Here is a 26,408-nt window from a genome sequence, read left to right as displayed (position 1 = left end):
AGGGATATGGCCGGTAAGTATACCACCGAGCCGCACAGACGATGACAGGTTTTCGTTGTAAAGAATTTTTTGTGGCGCATGACCGCTGCGGGATGAAGGTTGGCACCGACAGTTTAATTTTGGGAAGCTGGCTGAATGTTCACGCGGTGCGGACTGTTTTAGATATGGGCGCGGGCAGCGGAATTTTGTCAATGATGGTCGCACAGCGAGCTTTACAGGCCGAAATTGATGCTGTTGAAATAGACCAAGATGCCGCCGAACAAGCGCAAGATAACTTTTTAAACACACCGTGGAATAACCGGTTGAGGTCGATTCATGGTGATGTGACACAGTGGCACCCGGTCAAAAAGTATGACTTGATAGTCAGTAACCCTCCTTATTTTTTGGCAGGGCAAACGCTGAACTGTGTCAAGCGTCAGCAAGCTCGGTTGGACGAACAGCTTCCCATCGACCGCTTGCTCGACCAAGCAGGCGCATTGGCACATGACCATACTCGCATAGCATTAGTGCTGCCAATGGAGCGACTGAGCGATGTTGAATCTTGGGCACAATTGAACCAATGGTCTTTGCACCGCGTGCTACATATTCAAACGCGCGCCGACAAAATGGTGCGTAGAGTTGCAATAGAGTTAGTTCATGTTGAGGCTTCGTTAATGTATGAGCAGCTATGTATCATGGATGAAAATAATCAGTATACCGCTGAATTCAAAAGCCTGACGAAGGCATTTTATCTTGCTTTTTAAGGTTTTCCGGTGAGTTTTAACATGGTAATGTTGCTGGTTATTTCATAGGCTCTATAGAGCAATGTTTAAGCGACAATGAGCGGACTTAGATCCTCGGTTTAACCCCATCGCGTATAGCAAAAGGAACACTTTTGAAAGCACTTAAAACCTCAGACACAATTGGCCTCGGCTTTATGATTTTGGCCTTTTTTCTGGGCGCGGGGAACTGGATTTTCCCACCCATGGCCGGATATCAGGCGGGTGAGCAAGTCTTTCCAGCAACGTTCGGATTTTTGATCACGGCTGTGGGTCTTCCTTTGTTGGGGATCATTGCGCTGGCTTATGCTCGGGGAGGGCTTTCTGCATTAGGGCGTTATTTGCCGAGTGGTGTGAGTATGTTGCTAGCTCTAGCCATCTACCTGATCATGGTACCAGGCTTTGGTATTCCACGTACCGCTCTTGTTTCGTTTGAGTTGGCGGTGAAACCCTTCTCTGAAAACCCTAATTCAGCTGTTTTGTTGGCGGTGTTTAGTGCGGTTTATTTTGCAGCCGTATTTGCCATTGCACGAAATCCCGGCCGATTATTAGATACGGTAGGTAAGTTTATCGCTCCCTTAATGCTGCTTTTGGTGTTGGTATTAGGTGTCGATGTATTGTTGTCGCCTCTTGGCGAAATTGTACAAGGAGAAGGCAAGTTTGCCGAGTCTCCTGTTATTAATGGCTTCCTTGAAGGCTATATGACGATGGATTTACTGGCGGCAATGCTATTCGGTGTATTGCTTATTAATGCCCTTAAATCTAAAGGCGTTTCTGATCGAGACGAACAATTTAAAGCGCTTTTCATCGGCGGGATTATCGCCGCAGTTGGGTTGGCGTTGGTTTACTTTATTTTGTTTTATATGGGTGCAATTAGTGGCTCGGTGGCTGAAGGCGCAGCCAATGGCGGCGAAATTTTTGCCCGCTACATGGCTGCATCCATGGGCGCACCGGGTCAGTGGATTTTAGCTTTGGTGATTACTCTTGCCTGCTTAACCACAGGCGTCGGGGGTACATGTGCGTTTGCTGAATACCTTGAAGAACGATTCGAAAAGGTCGCTTATCAGCCCGCACTGGCCGTTATTGTGGTGGTGTGCTGGGCAATGGCAAATATTGGTTTGGATGACTTAATCCAACTTTATATTCCAGTGTTGGTGGCGATTTACCCTATCGCAATCAGTGTTGTGATTTTGAATGTGCTTGCCGATAAACTGCCATCTCCGACGTTATCGTTTCGTTTAGTGGTGGCGGTGGCCGCTATATTTGGTTTATTCGATGCACTAAGCGTGGCCGGGGTTCTTGCCTCTATTCCGGGTCATGGGTTGTTGTCATCCATTCCGTTGTTTGATCAAGGCATGGGCTGGCTCATTCCGTCTGTACTGGCATTGATTGTGAGTGCGTTGGTATCGCGCTCCAACACAGAACAACAAACACCTTCAATTTAAACTGATGATTTGAGAATTAATGCATGTCTGATATGAGACTTGACACCAAGAATATTTTTGCGCTGGGCTTTATGACATTTGCGTTCTTTTTAGGCGCGGGAAATATTATTTTTCCGCCTATTGCAGGGCAAATGGCGGGTACCGAAGTGACATTGGCTATGTTGGGTTTTTTAGTCACTGCCGTGGGATTGCCGCTTGCGACGCTGATTGCCGTTGCAGTGGCCGGCGGAAATATGGAGTCGGTCACGCAAGATTTGCCCAAAACGATAGCCGTGACCATTACCGTCGCGATCTTTATTGTCATTGGCCCTGCGTTCGCATTACCAAGAACATCATTAGTGGCCTATGAAACAGGTTTAAAGCATTTGTTGGGTGAAACAACGCTGCCTTTATGGGCATATACCATTGGCTTTTTTGCAGTTGCGGCATCGTTAGCGCTACATCGCGGCGCATTAATTGACTATATTGGCAAAATACTAACACCGGTACTGATTGTGTTGCTTGGCATTTTGGGGATCTCTGTGGTGTTTAATCCGTTGGCTGACATCGGAGTCACGAACAATCCTGAAGCAGCTTTAACGGCTGCGCAATTAGCGTACCGAGAATCACCATTCAGCAAAGGATTTATTGAAGGCTATAACACCATGGATACCTTTGGTGCCTTAATGTTTGGTGTGTTGATTGTTGATGTGTTGCGTAAGAAAGGTGTGACTGATCAAGGCTTTCAGGCGCGGTATTTGATTCAAGCTGGCATTATCGCTGCTATTGGCTTGGCATTGGTTTACACGTCATTGTTTTATCTCGGGGCGACCAGCGGCACCGTTGCGGCTGGAGCGGATAATGGGGGTGAAATCTTAGCGCTTTATGTGCAAGGAATGTTTGGTCAGCCCGGACAATGGATTTTATCGGGAGTTGTGACCCTAGCCTGTTTAACGACGGCAGTTGGGTTAACCGGTGCTTGTAGCGACTATTTCTCCAATTTACTGAACATACAATATCGCTACTTAGTGATTGTTTTTGCGCTAATTAGTGCGTTGGTGGCGAATGTAGGACTGAGCTACCTCATTGCTGTGTCGATTCCAGTGCTGATTGCTTTGTACCCTGTTGCTGTGGCTTTAGTGGTGTTGAACTTAGTTCGTTCAAAATTGAATCATCCAGAGCAAGCATTTCGCTGGATCGTCGGCATTGCATTTGCGCTGAGCATGCTCGACGCAATGAAAGCCGCAGAAATTCCAGGCACCACAAGTTTGGTGGAAACTGCCAGCCATCTCCCTTTGTTTAGCTATGGCCTTGCTTGGTTGATTCCAGTGTTCGCGGCCGTTGTTGTGGCGTTGGTATGGCCTTCTCATCAATCGAAAGATGCCTGAACATTAGTCAATTGAAAATGAAGGCGCTCCCCTCAAAGGAAGCGCCTTTTTTATATGTGGTGTTGAGAATAGTGTGTGTTTGCACACATAACTGCTATCTAATAGTCTGATGAAATTGGGGTATTCGTAATGTCTTTCTATGCTCAGTCAATCATCTTTATTGTTCAAATACAGGATGTTTGCTTGCATGGCCGACGCGAATGAAGCTCGTATCTTATGTATTGCCTCTTCATTGGAGGATGCTCCACATTGTTTATCGGTATTTCGAGTATCTCAATGCGCGCTTGGACAATCTCTTGATGGTGTGCAGGAGCAGATTGATGGTGTTGTCTTAATTGGTTTGTTAGCGCAAGACGTCGAGAAATATCTGAATGAGATTCGACTCAATCGCCACACACAATTGAGCCTTGTTTATCTTCAAAATTGCGCATCGTCAGAACAATTTTATGCCTTATATGATGGGGTAGTGGAAGATGATTCATTCCAGACCTTTATTACTCATGTGGCGCGTTTTAGAGAGCGTCGAAAAGAACTTAGAACCCCTGAACAACCCAGTCTTGAAGATCGCTTAATTAGCTATTTGTTTCTATCTGATGAGCGGGCGTTAATGCCCATTCGAGAGCTGCAGGCAAGTTCGGTCTACCACTATCCGCTGTTATCTCTATGGGACAATTCCGATGACCAACATTTGTGGACATCTTTATTGGTCAGAAATTCTGTGTTGCAAAATGAGCAACTTTTAGACCGACTCCGGCTGTGTCAAAACTGTGATTCCGGTTTATTAAACTATGTAGATACCTGTCCAAATTGTCAGTCAATAGATATTCGTTCTGAGAGTGCAATTCATTGCTTTACTTGTGGCCATATTGCAGATCAGGCGCAATTTATTCGTCAAGGCGCCTTGGCGTGCCCCAACTGTTTAACAAACCTTAAGCACATCGGTACAGATTATGATCGCCCGCTGGAAAACCATCGATGCAATGAATGCGATCATTTCTTTATTGATGGCCAAGTGGTTGCACAGTGTTATTCGTGCGGAACGTCCAATCCGATAGAGCGCCTGAAACAAAGAAGTATATATGCGCTCAAATTGGGAGAAAGTGGCCGCATTAAAGCGCGGACTGGAAAAGCTAATTATTTGATTCCATCTGCTGTGGGCGTAGCCTTACCCAAAGAGCAGTTTAGCTGGACATTGAGCTGGCTTAATCGTCTCGCTGAGCGTTATAGCGAACAGAATATTCATACCGAAATTCGTTCCGAACATTCGTTACTGATCCTCAATTTTTCCAATTTGACGTCTCTGATTCAATTGGAGTCAGAGTTGTCGTTACTGAATCAGCTGGAAGCCTTTAGTGACCGGTTACGTAACCTGCTAAGAACAACAGATATCTGCTGCCAATATAACGAACATATCTTGATGATTATGTTGCCGCATACGGGACAGGCAGGAATGGAGGTGATTCAAGATAAGGTCATTAAGATTGGAGAAGCGCAATCAGACAGCACGCTGGAAGTGTCAATCGGTACTTATTTTTTGCCCATTCAAGCCATTGATGACAACGCTGAGCAGTGGCTTGCAAGTGTTTGCAGCGGAGCGCTTCCATAATGGATTTAACGACAGTCTATTACGTTAGTGTTTCAACTCTTGAAATGCTGAAACAAGATCATGCATTGCTATTTATCATGATCCCTATGGTGTTGTTATTCGAGCTTCCTCTGTCTATCTTGATTAATGTAGGTATTGTTCGGTGGGCTATACGTCAACAGAAAAATACCCCGCTGTATTTTCATCCACGCGTCTCAATTATCATCACCTGTTATGGCGAAGGAGATGCCATCATCCAGACCGTTGAGACGCTGTGCGAACAGATCTATTCTGGCCCCATTCAAATTATTCCTGTGATTGACGGTGCCGTCCAAAACCAAGATACCTACAAAGCAGCGCTCAAGTGCTTGCCAATGCAGCAGCGCTACAACAATCGTACGATTGATATTGTGCCTAAATGGCAACGGGGTGGACGCGTTTCCACGCTGAATGCTGGACTGTACCGTGCCACAGGGGAAATTGTCATCAATGTCGATGGAGACACTTCGTTTGACAACAATATGGTGTATCAAGTTCTAAAAGAATTTGAAGATCCCAATGTACCCGCCGTAGGCGGCTCACTTCGTGTTCGGAACATCACAGATAGTTTCTGGACTCGCATGCAAACAATTGAATATATGCTGTCGATGCAAGGAGGGAAAACGGGGCTTGCTGAATGGAATTTAATTAACAATGTATCGGGCGCTTTTGGTGCATTTCGGCGAGATTTCCTAATGCATATCGGTGGCTGGGATACTCACACCGCTGAAGATCTTGATCTGACTGTGCGCATCAAACAATACATGTCTCGTCATCCTAAATTGCGTATTCCATTTGCATCGTTGGCCATTGGGCATACAGATGCCCCTGTCACCATTAAAGAGCTATTTAATCAGCGACTTCGATGGGATGGGGACCTTTTGTTTTTATACCTCAGAAAGCACAAACATGCCTTCAGCCCTAAACTACTGGGGTGGAAAACATTTTTATACACCCTATTTTATGGCGTTGTTTTGAATGTTGTGATGCCAATTTTAGTGCTGATTTATACGGTTTGGATGGCCATATGGTTACCTATAGAGTTTTTTGTTGGTGTATTGGCTGTGCAATATTTGCTGTATTTATTATTGAGTAATTTTCATTTCTGGGTGTTTTGGTTTGCGATTTCTGAACGCCCCAGGGAAGACCTCAAAATGCTGCCTTGGATGCTCCTGTTTTTTCCGTTCTATACCCTTACGGTTCGTTTTTTTGCAGCCTTTGCGTTGGTTCATGAATGGGTTCGTCGTGGCCATGAGGAGAGTAATATGGCTCCTTGGTGGGTACTTAAACGAGGGAAGCGGTTCTAGTGAAAATTACATTCCGAAATAGCAAACAGCAACAACCTACTGAACAAGATGGTTTTAACGTGACATATGCGCCAGCTAAGCGTATTGCCTTTAAAGCAAGGTGGTACATGTTGCTAGCTATTGTGATGAGTCCAATTGTGCTGCTGCTCTGGTACATTTTTAGCGAAAAGCTATTAATTGCTGCCGATGGCATATTGACGACGGAGCCGGTGGAGTTGAATGCATTTCAACGTGGCTATGTTGAAGAGTTATTTGTGAAGCCCGGAGACTACGTTGAGAAAAACGACATTATCATGCATTTTCGTGCGCCAAGGGTTGAACAAGATCTTAAGCTGTTGCGTCAACGAATTGATGATTTGAAGTATCAAAATAAAGCATCTTTGGCAAAGATTAAACTGCTCCATCAGCAGCAAATTTCAGATTTCATTTCAGCGTTGGCTAGCAATAATCAGATTCAAAAGGAATATGCCGAAGGCAATCGAGATGATTTGCTCACATTAGCTGACCGGCTCATGCTGGAGCGGCTAGAAGTGGAAGTAAAACGTGACTACAACAAAGCATTGTTGGACTACCAATGGGCTATTGAAAACCATCAGAATGGGCCGATATCAAAATCGATAGTCGATTTGGAACGCGATATTAATCGTTTGTTAGTGACCCAGTCCGAACTCAATGTAAGGGCTCCTAACGCTGGCGTCATTAATGATTTGTATGTCAATGAAGGCGAATACCTGCTTGAGGGGGCTTCTTTGGCAAAACTATCAAATAGAGTCCAGCCAGTGGTGATGGTATTTTTACCCCCCAATCGTCTTGAATATGGAAAAATAGGCAACCGCGCCACGGTCACTTTACCTGATGGTACATCGGTGGTTGGTGTGGTGAGTGAACCTACTCAAATGGCCAATCGGATCCCTCGCTCGTTGGCTGGTCCTTTTGAAGATGGAAAAGTAGCCGTTCAAGTCACTTTGTCACTTGAAACTGATATCTCAAATTTTGTCGAAGGCCTGCCGATAAGAGTCCGTTTTTATTACTTTGAATAAGTTGAAAGGGAAGTGAATTCTGCTTTTGTGATATCGCACATTAATATAACGATGTTGTGATACTTTCGTGAGGAAGTCCGTTCGAGCAATCAGTACAGTGACTGAATGACTAAGTGACGAGACAAATTCATGAAGTGGCTTCTAATTATATTTTCTTTCAGTGCGTTATTGACCTTAACGGCTTGCGGAGGCGGAGGAGCATCCAGCAGCACTGCCGAGACTGAAGCGCCTATTATTGAAAACAGCGGCGATAACAACACCGATGGAGAGGGGGAATCTTCAGGGGTATTAACGGGCGTGTTCTTTGATGCGGCTGTTGAAGGGCTGGCTTATCGCACTGATACCTTTACTGGCGAGACCAATGCACAAGGCGAGTTCCTATATCGTCGAGATGAACAGATCACTTTTTCCATTGGTGGCGTCGACTTTCCGGAAATTCTGGCGGATGGGTTAGTCACCCCTCTCTCTGTTTTTTCAACTGATGATGTGACTGACGTTCGGGTGACAAATATGCTGCGCTTGTTGCAGACACTAGATATGGATGGCGTTGCTGAGAATGGTATTGTACTGCCGAATAATATTCACTCGTTGGCAACAGATATGACGGTTGATTTTGGCAGTGGCCGATTTGATGACGAATGGGCAAATGTTGTGGCTCAAAGTGGGGCCGCAAATACGTTTTTGGTGACAGCAGGCGACGCCCAATACCATTTTGAGCAATCTCTACAAGCTTTAGAATCGGGTGAAATTAGTTTTTGTGCTAAAACACATGAAAAAGTAGGGTGGAGTGGTACGTTCCAGACATACGCCCATAATGTGTCCGGTGTGGCTCGGATTGTTGACGATTGTACGATTGAAGTTAGCCAATTCACTTATGATGGAGAAGGCCCAGATGTATACTTTTATGGCGCGTTAGATCGTTTATTCTCAAGCCCAGAGGCATTTTCTATCGGCAATCAACTCAATGGTCAAGTGTATGTTGATAGCACCATTAGTTTGCGCTTACCGGCCAACAAAACGTTGGATGACTTAACTGGGCTTTCAGTTTGGTGTGTTGATTTTAACGCCAACTTTGGAGACGTTGAGTTTACGCCGTAGAGAAATGTGGCGGTAGCGTATTGAAGTCATACTTTACCGCCATCAACCTCACGGTTGAATCGATTGTTGGTCTGCTAGAATCGTTTTATTAATTTGTTGGCGTGACTGTTCAAAATGAGCTTGCTGGCTTTGTATCTGATCTTCAATTTCAAAGCGAACTGATTCCATATCATTAAGCTGTGTATGAAGTTGTTCCAGTCGAGCTTGTTCAGCCTGAGATAGGTTAGATGATGTTTGTAATCGGTCAATGCTGTTTTTAACGGATGCAATTTTCAAATCCAAACTACTCATTTGGGCTTGCTTGGTCAGCAAATCACTCTCAATTAGAAAATATCCTCGCCCCAATACATAAGCGCGAAGAAATCGTGCTTCATTATGACCGGTACATTGGGCATTGTACGTCTCGCCAGATTTGCCTAGCTTCAGACCTTGATGATAAGTGCAATATTGCGTTTTTCCGATTGTCACCCCTTGCTCATAATTCGCTTGGTTGGGTTGCCAATCCTTGCTTTGGCATTGCTCAGAGTATTCATTTAAACGGGTTTGTTGCGCGCCAGATTTCGCATCCTCGATACCGACTTGTAGCCAGTCGATGGTGTCACACTGAATATCGGGCAAGGTGCTTTGGCAAGCACTCAGAAAACCGAGTGCAATGAGGGCGAGAGGTGAATAGTTGTTCATGAAGAGTCCCTTCTGGCTGCCATATTATGCATGGCGGTAACGTGTTCGCTAGAAGGGTAGTTTTACATTGGATGCATAGCAGGAATAGCTGCAAACTGGCTACAAGTTAGGTCATTCTATGCACTTGTCGCTTGCCTTTATTGTTGTTCGGCCCATGATTCGAGCTCGTTGAGCAGTTGGTCACACCAATCTTCAATGCGTTGGTCTGATCGTTCAAATTGGCCTTCGTCATCTAACGCAAGGCCTACAAATTGACTGTTATCTGGAGTTAAAGCTTTGCTGGCGTTAAATTGATAATCATCACCATTAGGCCAAAAACCAATGCGTGCTACTTCGGGGTGTTCAATTGCTTCATGTAGCATGCCTAACGCATCTTGAAACCAGTCGGCATAGCCCTCTTGGTCGCCCATTCCGTATAAAGCCACAATTTTTCCAGCAAGCTGAAGCGTTGCCACGTCGGCCCATTGGCTTTCCCAATCTTCTTGTAGCTCGCCGTAATCCCATGTGCTAATGCCAAAAATCAGTACGTCATAATTGGCTGTTAATGCCAACGATTCATTGGCGATATTGTGCAGCTCGACCAACTCTTCACCGAGTTGGCGTTGAATTTTTTCGGCTGCCATTTCGGTGTAGCAGGTAGACGATGCGTAAAAAAGACCAATTTTCATCTTGCAGTAGAGTGCTTACTTCAGGTTAATCTAAGGTTATGGTAACAATTTTTTGATCGAGGCTCAGCAGTGCACGCTTCTTTATTTCAAACGCGTATTGTCACGCCCTTTGGCCGTTGGACTGTCACCGACGATGGACAGCACGTGCTGGGGATTGACTATTGGAACGATTCGCAGTGTAGCCAGAATGTTTCCCCCCTTGGAAAAGAGGTAGAGCGGCAGGTTTTAGCGTATCTGAAAGACGCGCGTGTTGAATTTGATGTACCCATTGCGCCGCAGGGAACTGACTTCCAAATGCGAGTCTGGCAGCTCATGCAAGCTATTCCGAAGGGGACCGTTTTGACCTATGGAGATGCCGCCACAGCTCTCAATAGCGCAGCCCGTGCCGTAGGCGGAGCCTGTAAGGCAAATCCAATACCGTTAATTATTCCATGCCACAGAATTGTGGCAAAGCAAAGCATTGGAGGTTTCTCTGGAAAGACCAAGGGCGAAACAATTGACCTCAAGATGTTTCTTCTTCAACACGAGGGCGTGTTGTCTGCCAAATTCACAGGTATATAAAAGTCTGATTGCTATATATGACGGGTGAATCACATCAAAACAATCTGAATTTATTATTTAAAACAATGGTGTGATCTCCCATTGCCTTTACGTATGATTTTCAGGCATCCTTTGGGAAATATTTACGGACATCGAGTAATGTTTGCGTCAGCGCAACAGTGGATTGAGTCATATTCTTGATACTCACATTCAGTTACAAAAGGTTCATGCACATTGGTGCCACTAATGCGCGATACTGCTTCATCGTTCAAAGTGCAATAGATCTGTGTGCAACACGGTCTAATCAGTAGTGGCTTAAAACAGGTTTTACACATGACAAAGTTTTTGAAGGTGCTTAGCACCATTTTGATGACATCTTTTATTAGTATTCAAACCGTTGCGGCAGATGATGTCGACAAGCGTGTTTCGGCAAAGATTTTCGCCACGTTTGGTGAAATGCCGGCCATGGTAACTGAAGCCCCAATTCCAGGCTATCGAATGGCGGTGACCAGCCAAGGCAATTTTTTCGTATCGAATGACGCGAAATACATGATGTATGGGCGTTTGTTCGATATTACCGATGGGTTAAAGGAAATTACTGATTCTGGTCTGAATGATTACCGTGCCGAAAAACTTAAAACCATCAAAGATGACGTCATTACTTATCCTGCGATTGGTGAAGAGAAGTACAACGTGTATGTCTTTACTGATATCACCTGTGGCTATTGCCGCAAGCTACATCGTCAGATGGAAGAGTATCAAAAAGCAGGGATCACCATCAATTATCTAGCATTCCCGAGAAGCCCTCAAGCCGCAGAGTCCATGCAAAAAATCTGGTGTGCAGATGATCCAGTGGATGCCATGAATAAGGCAAAAATTGATGACATTGTTGCCGGTAAGCAATGTGATAGCTCTGATCAGCGTGTCACCATGCAGCATGACGTGGGTGTGAAATTTGGTGTTCGAGGCACGCCAGCAATGGTGTTAGAAGATGGCACTATGATGCCGGGCTATCGTGAACCCAGTGAGCTTGTAGAAACGCTTCAGCGCGCAATGAATTGATTAAATGACCACCTCTTTGATACGGCAGCGGGTCTCGCCTGAGCACTCGTTGCCCAATACAATTCATCCCATCCTACAAAGAATCTACAGTGCTCGTGGCGTGGTTGAAACACAGCAAATAGAGCACTCTGCAGGTCGATTGGAACACTATCAGTCTCTATTGGGAATGCCGGAAGCCGTGCGCTTACTTGCTGACGCGATAGCGAATCATCAAATGATCACCATTGTCGGCGATTTTGATGCCGATGGTGCGACCAGTACGGCTGTGTGCCTTTTAGCGCTGCAACTATTTGGCCATCATAAGGCTGATTACATTGTTCCAAATCGATTTGATTCGGGATACGGACTGACACCACCGATTGTGGATGAAGCTGAAAAGCTTGGCACTGAATTACTGATCACTGTTGATAATGGTATTTCAGCACTTGCCGGTGTTGCTCATGCAAAAAATAAAGGCATGAAAGTACTGGTGACCGACCACCATTTACCTGGCAGCGAGATTCCAAATGCCGACGCGATTGTCAATCCTAACCAGCATGGCTGTGCATTTCCATCAAAATCGCTAGCAGGAGTAGGGGTTGCGTTTTATCTCATGGTCGCATTGAAGAAACACTTATCAGAATGCGATTGGTACCAAAAACCATTACCCAACTTAGCGGAATTATTAGACATTGTTGCAGTGGGAACAGTGGCAGATGTTGTGAGCCTCGACCAAAACAATCGGATTTTTGTCCATCAAGGGTTGCAACGTATTCGCGCAGGGCGAGCTAGACCCGGAATTTTGGCGTTATGCCAAGTTGCAGGTAGGAATCCTCGTGAGTTACAAGCGAGCGATCTTGGTTTTGCGGTTGGCCCACGTCTAAATGCAGCGGGTCGCTTAGATGACATGGGGTTAGGCATTCAATGCCTGATCACTAATGATGTCGATGCGGCACATCGCATGGCGCAAGAGTTAGATGATTTGAACAAAACTCGCCGCGAAATTGAACAAGGCATGGAAAAAGAGGCGCTGGTGGCGCTGAATTCCTTATTGCGCAAAGCTGAAGCCGAACAGTTACCCCGTGTACTCAGCCTTTATCAAGCCGACTGGCACCAAGGCGTGATTGGTATTTTGGCATCGCGAGTCAAAGATAAGTACCACCGTCCAGTCATTGCTTTTGCCAGTGATGATAACGGAGTTCTAAAAGGCTCGGCCCGCTCAATTTCTGGTGTTCACATGCGTGACTTATTGGAAGCCATTGATACCGAGAAGCCTGGGTTAATTCTAAAATTCGGTGGACATGCGATGGCGGCAGGCTTGAGCTTAGAAGCTGAACGGTACGATGAATTTAAACAGTTATTAGAGCAAAAAGCACAGCAGTGGGTGAATGAAAGTTTACTCAATGAAGAAATTCTTACGGATGGCCAGCTTAGCCGTTCAGAACTTAATTTAGACTTTGCCCAACTCTTACGCACCGCAGGCCCGTGGGGACAGTCGTTTCCAGAGCCTGTATTTGAAGGGCGTTTTGAATTAATTCAACAGCGGCTTGTGGGTGAGAAACACTTAAAAATGGTATTAAAAGAAGAAAGTGGTGGTGCAATATATGATGCCATCGCGTTTAACATTGATACCTTATTGTGGCCTAACTTAACGATACGTTGGGTACGCATTGCCTATCAGCTCGACATCAATCATTTCCGTGGTAACACGTCGATGCAGTTTTTGGTCAAACACATTGAGGCGCACTAAGCGCCTCGATGGATTATTTGAACTTTAGAGTACTAGCCTTCAGATTTATTGTTCGCCTCTTCAGCATCCTGCTCGGCTTTTTCAACTAATTTTTTGGCCAACTCGATCTGTTCCTTTCCTTTTAATTCGTAGATTTTTTTGATGGGAACACCCACTTTAATCGCGCTATTCATCGCGTAAACCTTGTCGAATTTTGCCATAATTTGGCCACCCGAATTGGTGACCGCAAGATTCAAACTAAAGGCCAGATCATGATCTGGCCGTGTCAGTATGACCAAATACTTGCGCCCGGGGCTACCCGACATGAGGAGAACTTGATCAGTCCATGCTCCCCAGCCGCTGACTTCAGAATTTCTCACACTGCGCACTTCTTTGAGCTCAGAAAATTCATAATTTGGTTTTACTTTTTCAGCGGCCATTAACGTTCCCGTGAGGGCAAAGCTCATCATTAAAGCACAAAGCAAAATTTGAATGATTTTCTTGATCATAGTGGGCTCCATAAAGCCAATTTTAATGCGACTAAAACGAATGATTAGTCCATGTGAGGGGCGAACAGCGCCCGCCCCTGTGGTACATCAAAAATAGCATAATAATCAACCCGAGTACGCTTAATATGAAGGAGTTTGGCAAACTAATTAGGCTGGTTTTAATTGTTGTGGGCTGCCAATCAAATCGTTGAGGCAACGCTGCATTTAAAATGGTATTTGAGCTTTGCCAAAAGTCTGCATTCGAGATGTTTGATTTTAACGTTTCCAACAGCAGAGCAGATGTGGGCCCTTGGTAGATGGCATTGTCCCATTCCCGATTAAATTGTGTATAAGCCTGCGAAATACTCAGTGAGGTCGGCAGCGCAGATGTGTTTGAGCTAGTGGCGTCGGCATCCCAGCCTTGGTTGTTCATCTGAATACCAGCAATGATCGCGGCTGAATCAATATCATTTTTAAAGGCAAATAACTGATCGCCACTGCTGGACAGGCTAATGCGAGATTGCACTGTCAAGGTGCCACTAGATACATGTGACAGCCCAAGGTCAAAACTCACCACGGTCCCCGCTTCAATGTAATGCGTAATATTCCAGCTCACCTTGCCTTCGGTGTCTCTGAATGTTTGATCGGCTCGCACGCCTGAATCGGTGAAATTAACGGTGCTACCAGGATGAATGTCTTGCCAAGTGACTACAGCAAATTGATCTGAGCCATCGGCTTGATAGTGCACAAACTGTAAATCAGATGGGGACAGTAAGGTGGAAGCCAGAGATTGAATTGAGCACAGGCAAAAAGCCCACGCAAACAGCATAGAAATATTTTTCAAAATACGTTCCTTGTATTTTAACGATTAAGATTAAATTGTGGCGATCGTTCCTTGATCGAGTGTGCTGAATTTAAATCAAATTGAAGATTGATTCGGGTTCAGCAAGGTAACGATAGACGATAATCCGAAGTAGAACAAAATTTGTTCAGGTGTTAAGCATGCATCATCAAAGCGACATCTTGGTTCATTACCGTGTTTTCAAAGCCTTTAGGCTTGATTCAGCTCTATTCAATAGTGGGTTGATCCTGTACAATTCCGCGGCTATTTATTTACCTCTGGCTTGATGAGAGTTCCATGTTTGAGATTAACCCAGTTCAAAACAAGATTGCCGATATGCGTGAGCGCGGTCTAACGCTGCGCGGCTATTTAGATTACGACGCCAAGGCCGAGCGCCTTGAGGAAGTAATGCGAGAGCTGGAATCTCCTGAAGTATGGAATGAGCCCGACCGTGCTCAAGCGCTCGGCAAAGAACGCTCTGGGCTTGAAATTGTGGTTGAGACCATCGATACCCTTGAACAAGGCCTGGAAGATGTTGAAGGCTTGATTGAGCTTGCGGTAGAAGCGGAAGATGAAGATACCTTCTCAGAAGCAGAAGCTGAGCTTGCAGGGCTTGAAGGAAAGCTCGAAAAACTCGAATTTCGCCGCATGTTTTCAGGGGAGCAAGATGCGTCTGATGCTTATATTGATTTGCAAGCGGGCTCTGGCGGCACTGAAGCGCAAGATTGGTGCAATATGCTCCTGCGTATGTATTTGCGTTGGGGTGAAGCCAAAGGGTTTAAGACTGAGCTGATTGAAGTGTCAGATGGTGATGTGGCGGGCATTAAGTCAGCCACCATCAAAATGTCGGGCGAGTATGCTTACGGTTGGTTGCGCACAGAAACAGGTGTGCATCGCTTGGTACGCAAGAGTCCATTCGATTCAGGAGGACGTCGTCATACGTCATTTTCGAGCGCATTCGCTTATCCTGAAATTGATGACAGTATTGATATTGAAATCAATCCTGCGGAGCTTCGCATTGATGTGTATCGCGCATCAGGAGCCGGTGGTCAGCACGTAAACAGAACGGAATCAGCGGTGCGTATTACGCATTTGCCAACCAATATTGTGGTGCAGTGTCAGAACGACCGCTCCCAACATAAAAACAAAGACCAAGCCATGAAACAGCTCAAAGCCAAGCTTTATGAGTATGAATTACAAAAACAAAACGTAGAAAAGCAAGCGGCAGAAGATGCCAAGTCAGATATTGGCTGGGGCAGTCAAATCCGTTCATACGTTTTGGATGATAGCCGCATTAAAGATTTAAGAACCGGCGTTGAAAACCGCAATACTCAAGCTGTTTTAGACGGTGACCTAGACCGATTTATTGAAGCCAGCCTGAAATCTGGCCTGTAACAGGATATTGAACCCATGAGTGATAATGAGCAAATCCAGCAAGACGAAAACAAGCTTATTGCCGAACGCCGTGCAAAACTTGATGTCATTCGTCAAAACTGTAGCGCGAATGGCCACCCGAATGAATGGCGCCGCGAACACAAGGCCGACGCTCTGCAGGCTGAATTTGGTGACAAAGAAAAACCTGAACTAGAAGCCCTTAATCATGTGGTTTCTATCGCTGGCCGTATTATGGCGAAGCGTGGGCCATTCTTGGTCATTCAAGATGTTACTGGGCGTATTCAAGCCTATGCCAGCAAAGACGTACAGAAAGCCTTAAAAGCGATTGGTGGGCTCGACATTGGTGATATCGTCGGTGTGAAAGGCGCATTGCATAAGTCAGGTAAAGGTGACTTGTATGTGAATATGGAAGACTACCAGCTGCTGACTAAAGCGCTGCGCCCTTTGCCAGAAAAGTTCCACGGCCTAACGGACCAAGAGCAGCGATACCGCCAGCGTTATGTTGACTTAATCGTCAACGAAGATTCGCGCTTAACCTTCCAAGTGCGTTCTAAAGTGGTTTCTGCTATTCGCCAATTCATGACCGAAAATGAGTTCATGGAAGTGGAAACACCGATGATGCAAGTGATTCCTGGCGGTGCTTCAGCACGCCCATTTATCACGCACCACAATGCATTAGACCAAGATATGTACTTGCGAATTGCTCCAGAGCTTTACTTGAAGCGTTTAGTTGTAGGCGGCTTTGAGCGGGTGTTTGAGATTAATCGTAATTTCCGCAATGAAGGGTTGTCGCCGCGTCATAACCCAGAATTCACGATGATGGAATTCTACATGGCGTATGCCGATTACCGGGACTTGATTAATCTCACCGAAGACATGCTTCGCACTGTGACACAACAAGTGTTGGGTTCATCGGTTGTCGCTTACGGTGATGAGGAATTTGATTTTGGTGCGCCTTTTGCGCGCATCAGCATGACAGATTCAATTCTCCAGTATAACCCTGAGGTCACAGCAGAGCAGTTGTCTTCGCTGGAAACTGCCAGTGAAGTCGCGAAAGATTTGAAAATTGAAGTTCAAAAGTCTTGGGGCTTAGGCAAAGTCATCACCGAAATTTTTGAAGAAACGGTTGAGCATCGCTTGATTCAACCTACTTTCATTACCGAATATCCAGCTGAAGTTTCGCCATTGGCTCGACGCAGCGACAGCAATCCTGAAATCACTGACCGCTTTGAGTTTTTCGTAGGTGGCCGAGAAATCGCCAACGGTTTCTCGGAGCTGAATGATGCGCAAGACCAAGCCGATCGTTTCAAAGCTCAGGTACAAGCCAAAGAAGATGGTGATGATGAAGCTATGTTCTTTGATGAAGACTACATTACAGCGCTTGAACACGGTTTGCCGCCCACAGCAGGACAAGGTATTGGTATTGACCGCTTGGTGATGTTGTTTACTAACTCGCATACCATTCGTGACGTGATTTTGTTTCCCGCAATGCGCCCACAGCTGCCTTAAACTAAGCCCGATTGCAATGCATGATGAAAAGCCAGCTTAAAAGCTGGCTTTTTTATGAGCTAGTTTTAGAAATGTAGCGAAGTCTAGGTTTGGGTAAATAAGCTGTGTATTGCTTGTTAAATAACCTCCAGAGGCTAAATTTATACTAAAGGTTTTGCCATAAATGGCGATAAACTGAACATCTTGTACAGATAGCTGTGTTTGGCTATCTGATATTATTGGTGAGGAAATCCTATGGCCATCACAAACCTTTCTGACGCTCTGCGTCCCGCACAAGCAACGACAGGAACTCCTGTTTCCGTGCGTGAACAAGCGACTACAGAAAAAAATTCAGCCATCATGGAAGCGCAGTTACAAGTCAGTATCAAGAGTGGTAATGAGCCGATGTCTCTGCTGTATAAAACCGCACTGGAGGCGATCAATGCAGAGTTGGAACCTACTTTGGGCCCCAATGCTGCACAGTCCACCTATGACTCTGATTTGGACGTGTCGCCAGAAGCAACGGCCGACCGAATTGTGAAAGGCTCTACGGCATTTTTTGATGCCTTTCGTGGACAGAACCCACAACTCAATGACGAAGATGCGATGACGGAATTTATGTCTGTGATTGGTGGCGGTATTGAAAAAGGGTTTGAAGAAGCACGTGATATTTTGGATAGCTTGGCCGTGTTAGAAGGCGACATCAAAACCAATATCGACTCGACCTATGACTCTGTCCAAAGCGGATTACAGACCTTTGTGTCGAACTATTTCGATGGTTTAGCAGCAGCCCCTGAACAGCCTGAACCGGTAGCGTAAGTCATTTTAGACAGCCTCTTACAGGAGCGAGAGGCCATTACTTTGTTATTCAACTAACATCATAAGAGGCTGACCTGCCTCGGCGTTAAACTGCTTGTAATCTTGACCCAGCAACATCAGTGCTGTAGCCGCTATTTGGTTTTGATACAAAGGTTTGTCGTTCTTTAATTGGCCCCTAGCTTTTATATCTGGTCCTATCGCGGCCAGCCATATGTGATTCGAGCCAACAATGCCGTCTTTAAACTCTTTTAAATAGTCTAAGTAGCCTGATGTCGCTTTTGGACTTGCGTGATGCTTCCAATCATCGGGGTTGCTGCCACGGCCGTGATCAACGGTAATGACTAAGTTGGTGTTATTGCGATATTGTTCGGTGGATTGCAAGGTTTGCCATAGATCCTGAATAAAGGCATCTGAGCGTTGAGCGGCATGCAAATATTGATCGTATCGTCCGTCGTGGGCAAAATCATCGGTTTCGCCTAAAGCGATGTAGACCACGCGCGGTTTTTGATGGGTGATATAGTGTTTAGCAATGCCATAGGTGAGCGCATCAAAACGGACGTTATGCCAGTGTTTCGGAAGTTCGTCGATCATGGCGTTGAGTTGTTGCAGTTGCTCATCTTGTGGCTGGTGAGTGCCGTGGTCAAAACCAGAATTAACGACTATGCCAGCGCGCTGTTCATTGACGATATTGTCGAATGCATCCCAGCTGCCAAATGCGGCCACTTTTCCTGCGAATTCATGCTGACCATTGAGCCACTCTAAAAATGTGATGTTTGGATTAGGACCAAGCTTATTGGAATTGATTTTCGGGTCGGCTTTGCCAGTTAAGATTTCGTTGTAACCCGGGTATGAAAACCACCAGGTGTTACTCACTTGCATGTCGCCGTGGTTGTCTCGGTTGCCTATAAGAGCGCCGTTCGCTTCAATCGTATGGCTGATAAATGGCATTAGGACTTGGCGGCTCTCTTCCATGGTCTCTCGACTGAAAGCAGCAACAAGCTTTTCACTATCTCTCACGTATTCTTTGTGTTTTATTAATTGAGGATCTGCGCCTCTGAATGTTTCTTGCCAGCGCACGCCATCCAGCGAGATGACAACCAGATTATCGGCTGCGAAGGTGTAAGGTGATGTGCAAATAGCACTTATCAGCAAGAGGTGGCCAAGTGTGCATTGAATGAAGCGGTACATGGATTGTCCTTGTGTTATGTATCAATGTTCAAGCCCAAAAAAGCGAGTTCGTGCCAGAGCAACGAACTCGCTGATTGAAACCTAACGGTAGGTTAGAAGTTTACCGTTGCGGTTGCTGTTGCTGTGCGCTCAGCGCCGATAAAGTAGTAGTTTTCAACACCACCGGCTAGATACTCTTCATCTAACAGGTTATTGACGTTCAAAGACAAGTCGATGCTATTGAAGTAACCGCCGCGAATGGCTTTGTTATAACCTAAGTACAGATCCATTACCGTATGAGCTTCGATTTCGTCTTGGTTGTCAAAGTCGCCGTAGTAGTCCCCGGTGTACTTGGCTGAAAGGCCTGCGCGATATGCATCATCTGAGTAGTTCATGCTTAACACAAACATTTCCTCAGGCGCACCTGCAACCTTGTTGCCTTTGACAATGGTCTGCTTTAGGCCATCGGCATAGTCGCTGACGGTTTTATTGTATTCACTGTCATTCAACGTTGCAGAAGAGTACAGGCTTAAAGTATTTGAAATGTCCCAGTTGAGGCTGGCTTCAAAACCTGACGAATCAATACCGCCTACGTTTACGAATGTACCGTCGAGTTCATTTAAGAAGTCAATTTCATCGGCATCGGTATCGCGCTCAAGGCGAGTGATTCTGTTTTTGAATTCAGAATTGTAGTAGACCACGCTCGCTTGCAATGAAGTGCCATAAAAGCGTAAACCCAATTCATAGTTCTTCGCTTCTTCACCATCTAGGTTTTTGAAATCTTGATCCGTTTCTAAGATTGCGTCACTGATGGGTTTGAAGTTTTCAGAATAGCCAGCAAAGACTTCCCACTCAGAATTAATACCGTATACCGCACCTAAACTTGGCAATACATCGGAATCGGAGTCGAGTTTGCCTGTTTGTTGGCCGATGAGTTCATCTTTACGCGTGATTTCAACAAGGTATTGCTGAATACCCGCGGTGACCACTAAATCACCAAATGTCATGCGATCGCTGAGGTAGTACTTAAACGTGTCTGTTTCGTAATTGCGATCGTACTGAACCCAGTATGGGTTGTTGTCATAGTGATGATAAACCTCTGGGTTGACGACGTTGTGCCAATCGCGATGTTCATCACGGTCTTGGTTCTCTACCCAAAAACCTGCACGAATCGAGTTAAATGAGATATCCCACGTTAGGTTGGCTGTGGCACCAATGCGCGTTTTTTCATAGTGAGTGTGACGATAAGAAGAAACTCGAGTCCATGACTCGTCACCGCCATAACAACTTAAGCTGCTACCACACGTGTTGCCGCTGGCATCGGGCGTATCAAGCACTTGGTTGCCATTTGCGTCAAGGTAATAGTAACGGGTGTTTGATACGCCACCTTTGTTTACTGGGTTTCCGTCAGCATCAAACGATTGCGCCTGATACGGAGGTAACCAATCACCACGGCCTTCCATGTAGTGATGGTATGGAGTGAAGTCGGCTGAAATATTGTCGGCCAAAACAAATTCTGCCTTCACATAAGTGAGGTAGTTTTCACGCAGTGTTGACCACGCTTCGGCAAAGTTTTGATCTAAATCTGGATTGCCAGTCCAAGCCCAAGTCAAGCCGTCCCAGCGCGGATCGTTGTCAAAACCGGCAATGCTTACACCGTTGTAGTTGTCTTCTTCAGAGTCGTCGTAAGAGAAGCGGGCGGTGAGATTAACCCAATCCAAATCCGACGTGATTTTTGCTTCAAAGTGAGAGGCTGTTGATTCACCGTTTGAACCGGAACCGATCCAACGATCATTGGCTTGATCAGAAATACTGAAATATGCATAGGTATCTTTTGCTATTTCGCCAGTGTCGTAGCGTACAAAGTACCGGCGTGCACTGTGATCTCCTCCGATGATTGAGGCTTCAACTTCGCGTTCTTGTTTTGGCATGACCGATACATAATTTAATGTGCCGCCCAATGCATCAAGTGAGGCTGAAGCAATGTCGGCCGTACCCTGAGAAACTTCTACAGCTTGAAGGTTTTCGCCGTCGATAAAGCGGTTGGCTTTAGATCCGCCACCGTAGCTTGAACCGCCATTTGGCACATTGTCGATGGTGACGCCAATTTGTTGTTCGTTAAGGTTAAGGCTGAATCCACGCATTGAAATCGTCGTAGACCAGTCGTCTCCGCCAAATGCGCCACCTTCACCAACAGTGATGCCTGGTAGCATATCAATAATGTCATTCACGCTCATGGCTGCTGATGAATAGTTGGCCATGTTTTGGTCAGTGGCATTATTTGAATAAGCCACACGTTTGCCGGTGATTTCGATCGATTCAGTGGTATTAGCAGGTGCATCATCTGCCAGTACGGGTAATGCAAAAGCCGCAGCGATTGCCACAGCTAAAGTATGTTTGTTGGTCATCGAGATTCTCTATTATTGTGATTTAAGTCTAAAAATGAGCACGACGATTGTTCGTGATAAATGTGACATTGAGCTAACAGTTCAATGACTCTGATGTGAAGATTGAATGTATAAAAAGTTTATGAAATGTTACAAATTAGAGTTTAGGCACTAACGTGATTAGTTAGTGCTTACTTTCTTTTGGTTTTCAATAAAAAATTGATTTCAATTCAATAATTCGTCTTAAAAGTGTTACAAAAGATTATTCTGATTAGCTTCTAAACGATATCTTTCATACCATCTAAATGTGTTCGGCTATTGCGCCGATAAAACGACAGATAAAAAACAATACCGACAACTTCTCAAAGGACACTGATAAAAATGAATCGCAGAAAAACAATAATTGCGACCAGTGTTGCGCTTACATTTCTTATGGCAGGTTGCTCCGAATCGGAGCAGAAACCAGCTGAAAAAAATTCAGCAGCGACTACTGACACCGCTCATGCACAAACGCAATTAGTTTCCGGAATCGACAAACAAAACTTCGACAGCCAAGTTCGTCATCAAGACGACTTTTACTTGAGTGTGAATGGCACTTGGCTAAAAAATACTGAAATTCCTGCCGACCGTTCAAACTATGGCAGCTTCTCTGTGTTGGCCGATAACTCACAATTGGCACTGCGCGAGATTATCGAAGCTGCAGCTGCGAGTAAAAATGAAGCGGGCACCGAAGCGCAGAAAGTGGGTGACTTCTATCAGACCTATATGGATGAAGCTGCGATTGAAGAAAAAGGAATCGGCCCGATTGCTTGGGACATTGATCTCATTGAAGGGCTGAATACCCATGAAAAGATATCGGCTTATATCGGGAGATTACTGGTGCAGGGCGGCGGCGCTCCATTTGGTTTTTACGTGAACAATGATGCGAAGCAGTCCGACCAATATATTGTGTACTTTTACCAGTCTGGGCTGGGCTTACCCGATCGTGATTACTACATAAAAGATGATGAGAAGTCTGAGAGTTTGCGTCAGGGCTATAAAGGTTACGTGACTGACATGCTGTCAAAAATGTCGCACCCCGATCCAGAAACAGCAGCTCAAAAAGTACTTGAACTCGAAACTCAGATTGCCCATGCACACTGGGATCGCGTAGCACGACGCGATGCGAACAAGTCATACAATAAGATGACTCGTCAAGAACTGACTCAGCTGCTGGGTGGGTTTGACTTTGCAGCTTACTCGGCTGAAACCGGATTAGATGCGGTTCAAGAATTTGTAGTGCGTCAGCCTTCATATCTTGAAGATCTTGGTGCGCTGTTTAAAGACGTTTCAGTTGAAACATGGCAAGCCTATCTTAAAGTCCGCTTAATCAACTCTACAGCAGAATACCTAAGCGAAGAGTTCGTGGTTCGAAAATTCGACTTCTATGATAAAACGTTAAGTGGAATTGAAGAGCAAAAACCACGCTGGAAGCGAGCTGTGAATGATATTGACAGCATGATGGGCGAAGCAGTCGGAAAATTATACGTTCAAAAGCACTTTAAACCAGAAGCGAAAGAGCGGATGGAAAAGCTCGTGGCTAACTTGATTAAAGCGTTTGAAATTTCCATTAATGAATTGGAATGGATGACGGATGAAACCAAGGTTCAAGCGCAACAGAAACTCGCTAAATTCACACCTAAGATTGGTTACCCCAATCGGTGGCGAGATTACTCTGATTTAAGCATTGTCAATGGCGACTTAGTGGGTAACGTGAAACGTGCGGCCATGTATGAATACACGCACATGCTGAACAAGTTAGGGCAGCCCATCGATAAAGATGAGTGGCACATGACGCCGCAAACGGTAAACGCTTACTACAATCCAGTGAACAACGAAATTGTATTTCCGGCAGCCATTTTACAGCCTCCATTTTTCAATATGGAAGCCGATGATGCGGTCAATTATGGTGGTATCGGTGCCGTCATCGGTCATGAGATTGGGCACGGTTTTGACGACCAAGGCAGCAAGTACGACGGCGATGGAAACCTACGTAATTGGTGGACTGATGCTGACCGTGAAGCATTTGAAGCGCGTACCAAGCAGTTGGTTGAGCAATATAACGCCTATTACCCATTTGAGGATGCTCACGTCAATGGTGAATTCACCTTGGGCGAAAACATTGGTGATTTGGGTGGGCTTACGGTCGCTCATAGAGCGCTACAGTTAAGTTTGAATGGTGGTGAAGGTGAAGTCATCGACGGCTTAACATCCGATCAGCGTTTCTTCATGGGCTGGTCTCAGGTGTGGCGTCGCAACTATCGTGATGAAGAACTTCGTCGCCGTTTGGTCACTGATCCGCATAGTCCCTCGCATTATCGTGTGATTGGAATTGTGCCAAACATCCCGGCCTTCTATGAATCATTTGATGTAAAAGAAGGTGATGAGATGTACATTGCTCCTGAAAATAGAGTGAAAATCTGGTAACTGTCTATCTGGGCAGCATTTTTTTCTTGCTGCCCCGTTGTTTTTCGGTCATGTTATTGCCACTTATTATGAAAGTTTTCATTGTGACAGGGCGGAGATCGTCATGAATCCAAATTTAGTCCGGTTAGCGATAGGTACAACGGCCATAGTTGTTGTTGGCGTTTCTGTTTGGTGGTTTGCCGATCAGCAAATTGAAACGGCTCCAGTTCAGCCTGAACTTCCAACCATTGAAGAACCTGCTTTACCACCGGAACCCGTGCCGCTGCCTGACATTGAAGAAGTCGAAGTCATTATGCCAGCCCCTGAGCCTGAACGTGAAACGTCAGTGACGCAATTAGAGCCTGTTCAGCTGCCGGAGCCCGTCCAACCAGAACCTAAGCTATTTGACTTTGTCTTGCCGACTTTAGAGTCTAGTGATGCCACTTTGATGCAACAATTGCGCGCTAAAATCGCCAGTAAAAGTATCGAACTTTTGGCCGATGAAGGCATTATTGAGCGCTTTGTTGCGACCATAGATTCGATTTCGAGAGACAATTTGACGTTTAACCAACTGCCGGTTGAGCGACCTGTTGGGCAATACAAAGTGATTGAAGCGAAGGGGAACATTTACGGGTCTACCGCAAATATTGCTCGGTATCAGCCTTATCTGGATTTAGCTACCTCAATGTCTCGGGAACATTGGATTGACTTGTATACCCACGTGTATCCATTATTGCAGAATGCCTACGAGAACTTGGGGTATCCCGACCAACAATTCCACGATACCTTGTTGCAGGCACTTGAAGTGATCAAGTCATCACAAAAGCCATCGTCGTCTATTGCATTGACGCAGCCGAATGTGATGTTTGAGTACGCAGATTTGGAAATGCAAGAATCAACACCGGTGAATAAGCTGATGTTGCGAGTTGGGCCTGAAATGAACCAAAAGTTTCGACTGTTATTAGAGGGGCTGTCTGGACCGTTGCAGCAATGGCAGCCGCCTGCTCTGAGTGACTAAGTAAAGCTTGGATTCAGCGACACCTATTTGATAAAAAGGCGACTCAATAGTCGCCTTTTTTGTGCCTGAATGTGAACGGGCTAGCCGTCCATATGCATTCCGTCTGGGCTAAACGTGACCTGATTTCTGCCATTTTTCTTTGATTCATACAAAGCGGCATCAGCTCGTTCTACCCAAGCCAATGGACTATTGATTTCAGGATGGTTTTGCGAGATCCCAATACTGACGGTGACGCTAATAGCATGATCTTCAAATTCGATGGGCGTTTTGGCCACCGCTTTGCGCAAACGCTCGGCAAAGTAAAGTGCTTGGTCAGGCTGAGTATCGAGTAATAAAATAGAGAACTCTTCGCCGCCGAACCGGCCTGCGATATCTACATTGCGTTTGGTGCGCTTCAAGCGACGAGCGACTTCTCGAATCACTTCATCGCCTGCAACATGGCCGTATTGGTCGTTGACTGCTTTAAAATGATCAATGTCGATCATTACCAGCGTGCTCGGCTGTTTGCTTCGCTGCATACGAGCGAACTCATGACGCAGGCGTTCTTCCCAATGCCCACGGTTAAATAGTTGAGTGATGGAATCGGTTCGACTGATTTCTTCTAAGCGGGCATTCGCAAGTTTTTGCTCAATTTTATTCACAGCCTCGTCGGTGACGTCGTAAATAATGAGCGCAATATGGTCAATTTCTCCCTTGATCGACTCAAGTGGGCAGACGGTCATGTTTTGATACATAAAGGCCGATGAGCCGGTAATTGGGCGGTAGTTTTGAAAACGAAATACGTAAGGACGTTGTTCCCAAGTGGTGAACGAACGATTTTTTAATAGCCGAGCACTATCGAGTTTCTGCCGAAACCAGCGTTCGGGAATATCTGGGAACAAGCGAAAAATTTCTCGGTTACGAACCTGATCGGGCGTCAGTCCGCTGTGGTTTTTCATGAAGCCATTCCATACCTGAACTCGATAGTCCTTGTCGAGCACGACTAAACCCACATCGATGTGGTGGATCATCGTGACCATCCAGTGCATTTCAAGGAAATCATTACTCATTGCAGCCATGTAA

Annotated in this window: 22 protein-coding genes; 15 read left to right on the top strand and 7 right to left on the bottom strand. The window is 45.5% G+C overall.

Annotated elements, in window-relative coordinates:
* Positions 1 to 41 precede the first annotated feature (41 nt).
* The 7 genes from NAF29_RS16960 (at position 42) to NAF29_RS16930 (ending at position 8,639) form a co-directional block, all read left to right on the top strand.
* Positions 42 to 743 carry a tRNA1(Val) (adenine(37)-N6)-methyltransferase gene (locus NAF29_RS16960; RefSeq protein ID WP_251262821.1) on the top strand — a complete coding sequence of 234 codons (702 nt, stop codon included), beginning with the start codon at positions 42 to 44 and terminating at the stop codon, positions 741 to 743.
* Positions 744 to 874: 131 nt separating this feature from the next.
* Positions 875 to 2,203 carry a branched-chain amino acid transport system II carrier protein gene (gene brnQ / locus NAF29_RS16955; RefSeq protein WP_251262820.1) on the top strand — a complete coding sequence of 443 codons (1,329 nt, stop codon included), beginning with the start codon at positions 875 to 877 and terminating at the stop codon, positions 2,201 to 2,203.
* A gap of 23 nt (positions 2,204 to 2,226) precedes the next feature.
* Positions 2,227 to 3,570 (top strand): branched-chain amino acid transport system II carrier protein, encoded by a 1,344-nt coding sequence (gene brnQ, locus NAF29_RS16950; protein ID WP_285817834.1) that lies wholly within the window; start codon positions 2,227 to 2,229, stop codon positions 3,568 to 3,570.
* A gap of 187 nt (positions 3,571 to 3,757) precedes the next feature.
* The gene (locus NAF29_RS16945; RefSeq protein ID WP_251262819.1) at positions 3,758 to 5,176 is read left to right on the top strand and encodes a TackOD1 domain-containing metal-binding protein; all 1,419 of its coding nucleotides are present in this window, start codon (positions 3,758 to 3,760) and stop codon (positions 5,174 to 5,176) included.
* Complete coding sequence (locus NAF29_RS16940; RefSeq protein ID WP_251262818.1) at positions 5,176 to 6,501, top strand: glycosyltransferase family 2 protein; 1,326 nt, start codon at positions 5,176 to 5,178, stop codon at positions 6,499 to 6,501. The genes NAF29_RS16945 and NAF29_RS16940 overlap by 1 nt, the downstream gene beginning before the upstream one ends.
* Complete coding sequence (locus NAF29_RS18460) at positions 6,501 to 7,541, top strand: HlyD family secretion protein (RefSeq protein ID WP_251262817.1); 1,041 nt, start codon at positions 6,501 to 6,503, stop codon at positions 7,539 to 7,541. The genes NAF29_RS16940 and NAF29_RS18460 overlap by 1 nt, the downstream gene beginning before the upstream one ends.
* Before the next feature lie 129 nt (positions 7,542 to 7,670).
* Entirely contained in the window at positions 7,671 to 8,639 is a 969-nt protein-coding gene (locus NAF29_RS16930) for a DM13 domain-containing protein (RefSeq protein WP_251262816.1), read from the top strand.
* A gap of 48 nt (positions 8,640 to 8,687) precedes the next feature.
* Here NAF29_RS16930 and NAF29_RS16925 read toward each other — a convergent pair whose 3' ends face one another.
* A complete protein-coding gene (locus NAF29_RS16925; RefSeq protein ID WP_251262815.1) occupies positions 8,688 to 9,320 on the bottom strand; it encodes a DUF2799 domain-containing protein in 633 nt (210 codons plus the stop codon).
* Positions 9,321 to 9,457: 137 nt separating this feature from the next.
* Positions 9,458 to 9,988 (bottom strand): flavodoxin FldB, encoded by a 531-nt coding sequence (gene fldB / locus NAF29_RS16920; protein ID WP_251262814.1) that lies wholly within the window; start codon positions 9,986 to 9,988, stop codon positions 9,458 to 9,460.
* A 69-nt stretch (positions 9,989 to 10,057) separates the two neighbouring features.
* On the opposite strand from fldB, the gene NAF29_RS18455 reads away from it, so the two are divergent.
* From NAF29_RS18455 to recJ, 3 genes are all read left to right on the top strand, one after another.
* Positions 10,058 to 10,549: a methylated-DNA--[protein]-cysteine S-methyltransferase gene (locus NAF29_RS18455; RefSeq protein ID WP_349665595.1), complete on the top strand. Its 492-nt coding sequence runs from the start codon at positions 10,058 to 10,060 to the stop codon at positions 10,547 to 10,549.
* A gap of 312 nt (positions 10,550 to 10,861) precedes the next feature.
* Entirely contained in the window at positions 10,862 to 11,590 is a 729-nt protein-coding gene (locus NAF29_RS16910) for a thioredoxin fold domain-containing protein (protein WP_251262813.1), read from the top strand.
* Between the two features lie 4 nt (positions 11,591 to 11,594).
* Positions 11,595 to 13,319 (top strand): single-stranded-DNA-specific exonuclease RecJ, encoded by a 1,725-nt coding sequence (recJ, locus tag NAF29_RS16905; RefSeq protein ID WP_251262812.1) that lies wholly within the window; start codon positions 11,595 to 11,597, stop codon positions 13,317 to 13,319.
* A 32-nt stretch (positions 13,320 to 13,351) separates the two neighbouring features.
* On the opposite strand, the gene NAF29_RS16900 is transcribed toward recJ, so the two are convergent.
* Positions 13,352 to 13,807, bottom strand: a complete 456-nt coding sequence (locus tag NAF29_RS16900; protein WP_251262811.1) for a DUF6491 family protein — start codon at positions 13,805 to 13,807, stop codon at positions 13,352 to 13,354.
* 31 nt (positions 13,808 to 13,838) lie between these two features.
* On the bottom strand, positions 13,839 to 14,630 hold the full coding sequence (locus NAF29_RS16895; RefSeq protein WP_251262810.1) for a hypothetical protein: 792 nt from the start codon (positions 14,628 to 14,630) through the stop codon (positions 13,839 to 13,841).
* A 294-nt stretch (positions 14,631 to 14,924) separates the two neighbouring features.
* On the opposite strand from NAF29_RS16895, the gene prfB reads away from it, so the two are divergent.
* From prfB to NAF29_RS16880, 3 genes are all read left to right on the top strand, one after another.
* Positions 14,925 to 16,022 carry a peptide chain release factor 2 gene (prfB, locus tag NAF29_RS16890; RefSeq protein ID WP_251262809.1) on the top strand — a complete coding sequence of 366 codons (1,098 nt, stop codon included), beginning with the start codon at positions 14,925 to 14,927 and terminating at the stop codon, positions 16,020 to 16,022.
* A 15-nt stretch (positions 16,023 to 16,037) separates the two neighbouring features.
* Complete coding sequence (gene lysS / locus NAF29_RS16885) at positions 16,038 to 17,531, top strand: lysine--tRNA ligase (RefSeq protein WP_251262808.1); 1,494 nt, start codon at positions 16,038 to 16,040, stop codon at positions 17,529 to 17,531.
* A 234-nt stretch (positions 17,532 to 17,765) separates the two neighbouring features.
* Positions 17,766 to 18,329: a DUF5610 domain-containing protein gene (locus tag NAF29_RS16880; protein WP_251262807.1), complete on the top strand. Its 564-nt coding sequence runs from the start codon at positions 17,766 to 17,768 to the stop codon at positions 18,327 to 18,329.
* 45 nt (positions 18,330 to 18,374) lie between these two features.
* Here the strand turns inward: NAF29_RS16880 and NAF29_RS16875 are convergent, their stop codons facing one another.
* Together NAF29_RS16875 and NAF29_RS16870 are read right to left on the bottom strand one after the other, a co-directional pair.
* Positions 18,375 to 19,517, bottom strand: coding sequence for an alkaline phosphatase family protein (locus NAF29_RS16875; protein ID WP_251262806.1), 1,143 nt, complete (start codon positions 19,515 to 19,517; stop codon positions 18,375 to 18,377).
* A gap of 92 nt (positions 19,518 to 19,609) precedes the next feature.
* Positions 19,610 to 21,904, bottom strand: a complete 2,295-nt coding sequence (locus NAF29_RS16870; protein ID WP_251262805.1) for a TonB-dependent receptor domain-containing protein — start codon at positions 21,902 to 21,904, stop codon at positions 19,610 to 19,612.
* 360 nt (positions 21,905 to 22,264) lie between these two features.
* Here NAF29_RS16870 and NAF29_RS16865 point away from each other — a divergent pair, with 360 nt between their 5' ends.
* Both NAF29_RS16865 and NAF29_RS16860 read left to right on the top strand, forming a co-directional pair.
* Positions 22,265 to 24,349, top strand: coding sequence for a M13 family metallopeptidase (locus NAF29_RS16865; RefSeq protein ID WP_251262804.1), 2,085 nt, complete (start codon positions 22,265 to 22,267; stop codon positions 24,347 to 24,349).
* 103 nt (positions 24,350 to 24,452) lie between these two features.
* Complete coding sequence (locus NAF29_RS16860; protein ID WP_251262803.1) at positions 24,453 to 25,346, top strand: DUF3014 domain-containing protein; 894 nt, start codon at positions 24,453 to 24,455, stop codon at positions 25,344 to 25,346.
* 80 nt (positions 25,347 to 25,426) lie between these two features.
* Here the strand turns inward: NAF29_RS16860 and NAF29_RS16855 are convergent, their stop codons facing one another.
* On the bottom strand, positions 25,427 to 26,404 hold the full coding sequence (locus NAF29_RS16855) for a sensor domain-containing diguanylate cyclase (RefSeq protein ID WP_251262802.1): 978 nt from the start codon (positions 26,402 to 26,404) through the stop codon (positions 25,427 to 25,429).
* Between the last annotated feature and the right edge of the window lie 4 nt (positions 26,405 to 26,408).

The organism is Echinimonas agarilytica (assembly GCF_023703465.1).
In the GTDB taxonomy this organism is placed as follows: domain Bacteria; phylum Pseudomonadota; class Gammaproteobacteria; order Enterobacterales; family Neiellaceae; genus Echinimonas; species Echinimonas agarilytica.
This window is presented reverse-complemented; position numbering and strand designations above follow the sequence as displayed.

What these genes read in the sequence shown, in the direction of transcription:
- NAF29_RS16930 (WP_251262816.1), top strand. Translation starts at nt 7,671, where the DNA reads ATGAAGTGGCTTCTAATTATATTTTCTTTCAGTGCGTTATTGACCTTA.
- NAF29_RS16940 (WP_251262818.1), top strand. Translation starts at nt 5,176, where the DNA reads ATGGATTTAACGACAGTCTATTACGTTAGTGTTTCAACTCTTGAAATG.
- NAF29_RS16870 (WP_251262805.1), bottom strand. Translation starts at nt 21,904, where the DNA reads ATGACCAACAAACATACTTTAGCTGTGGCAATCGCTGCGGCTTTTGCA.
- recJ (WP_251262812.1), top strand. Translation starts at nt 11,595, where the DNA reads ATGACCACCTCTTTGATACGGCAGCGGGTCTCGCCTGAGCACTCGTTG.
- NAF29_RS16875 (WP_251262806.1), bottom strand. Translation starts at nt 19,517, where the DNA reads ATGTACCGCTTCATTCAATGCACACTTGGCCACCTCTTGCTGATAAGT.
- NAF29_RS16880 (WP_251262807.1), top strand. Translation starts at nt 17,766, where the DNA reads ATGGCCATCACAAACCTTTCTGACGCTCTGCGTCCCGCACAAGCAACG.
- lysS (WP_251262808.1), top strand. Translation starts at nt 16,038, where the DNA reads ATGAGTGATAATGAGCAAATCCAGCAAGACGAAAACAAGCTTATTGCC.
- NAF29_RS16925 (WP_251262815.1), bottom strand. Translation starts at nt 9,320, where the DNA reads ATGAACAACTATTCACCTCTCGCCCTCATTGCACTCGGTTTTCTGAGT.
- NAF29_RS16860 (WP_251262803.1), top strand. Translation starts at nt 24,453, where the DNA reads ATGAATCCAAATTTAGTCCGGTTAGCGATAGGTACAACGGCCATAGTT.
- NAF29_RS16855 (WP_251262802.1), bottom strand. Translation starts at nt 26,404, where the DNA reads ATGGCTGCAATGAGTAATGATTTCCTTGAAATGCACTGGATGGTCACG.
- brnQ (WP_285817834.1), top strand. Translation starts at nt 2,227, where the DNA reads ATGTCTGATATGAGACTTGACACCAAGAATATTTTTGCGCTGGGCTTT.
- NAF29_RS16865 (WP_251262804.1), top strand. Translation starts at nt 22,265, where the DNA reads ATGAATCGCAGAAAAACAATAATTGCGACCAGTGTTGCGCTTACATTT.
- NAF29_RS16900 (WP_251262811.1), bottom strand. Translation starts at nt 13,807, where the DNA reads ATGATCAAGAAAATCATTCAAATTTTGCTTTGTGCTTTAATGATGAGC.
- prfB (WP_251262809.1), top strand. Translation starts at nt 14,925, where the DNA reads ATGTTTGAGATTAACCCAGTTCAAAACAAGATTGCCGATATGCGTGAG.
- NAF29_RS16960 (WP_251262821.1), top strand. Translation starts at nt 42, where the DNA reads ATGACAGGTTTTCGTTGTAAAGAATTTTTTGTGGCGCATGACCGCTGC.
- NAF29_RS16945 (WP_251262819.1), top strand. Translation starts at nt 3,758, where the DNA reads ATGGCCGACGCGAATGAAGCTCGTATCTTATGTATTGCCTCTTCATTG.
- NAF29_RS16910 (WP_251262813.1), top strand. Translation starts at nt 10,862, where the DNA reads ATGACAAAGTTTTTGAAGGTGCTTAGCACCATTTTGATGACATCTTTT.
- fldB (WP_251262814.1), bottom strand. Translation starts at nt 9,988, where the DNA reads ATGAAAATTGGTCTTTTTTACGCATCGTCTACCTGCTACACCGAAATG.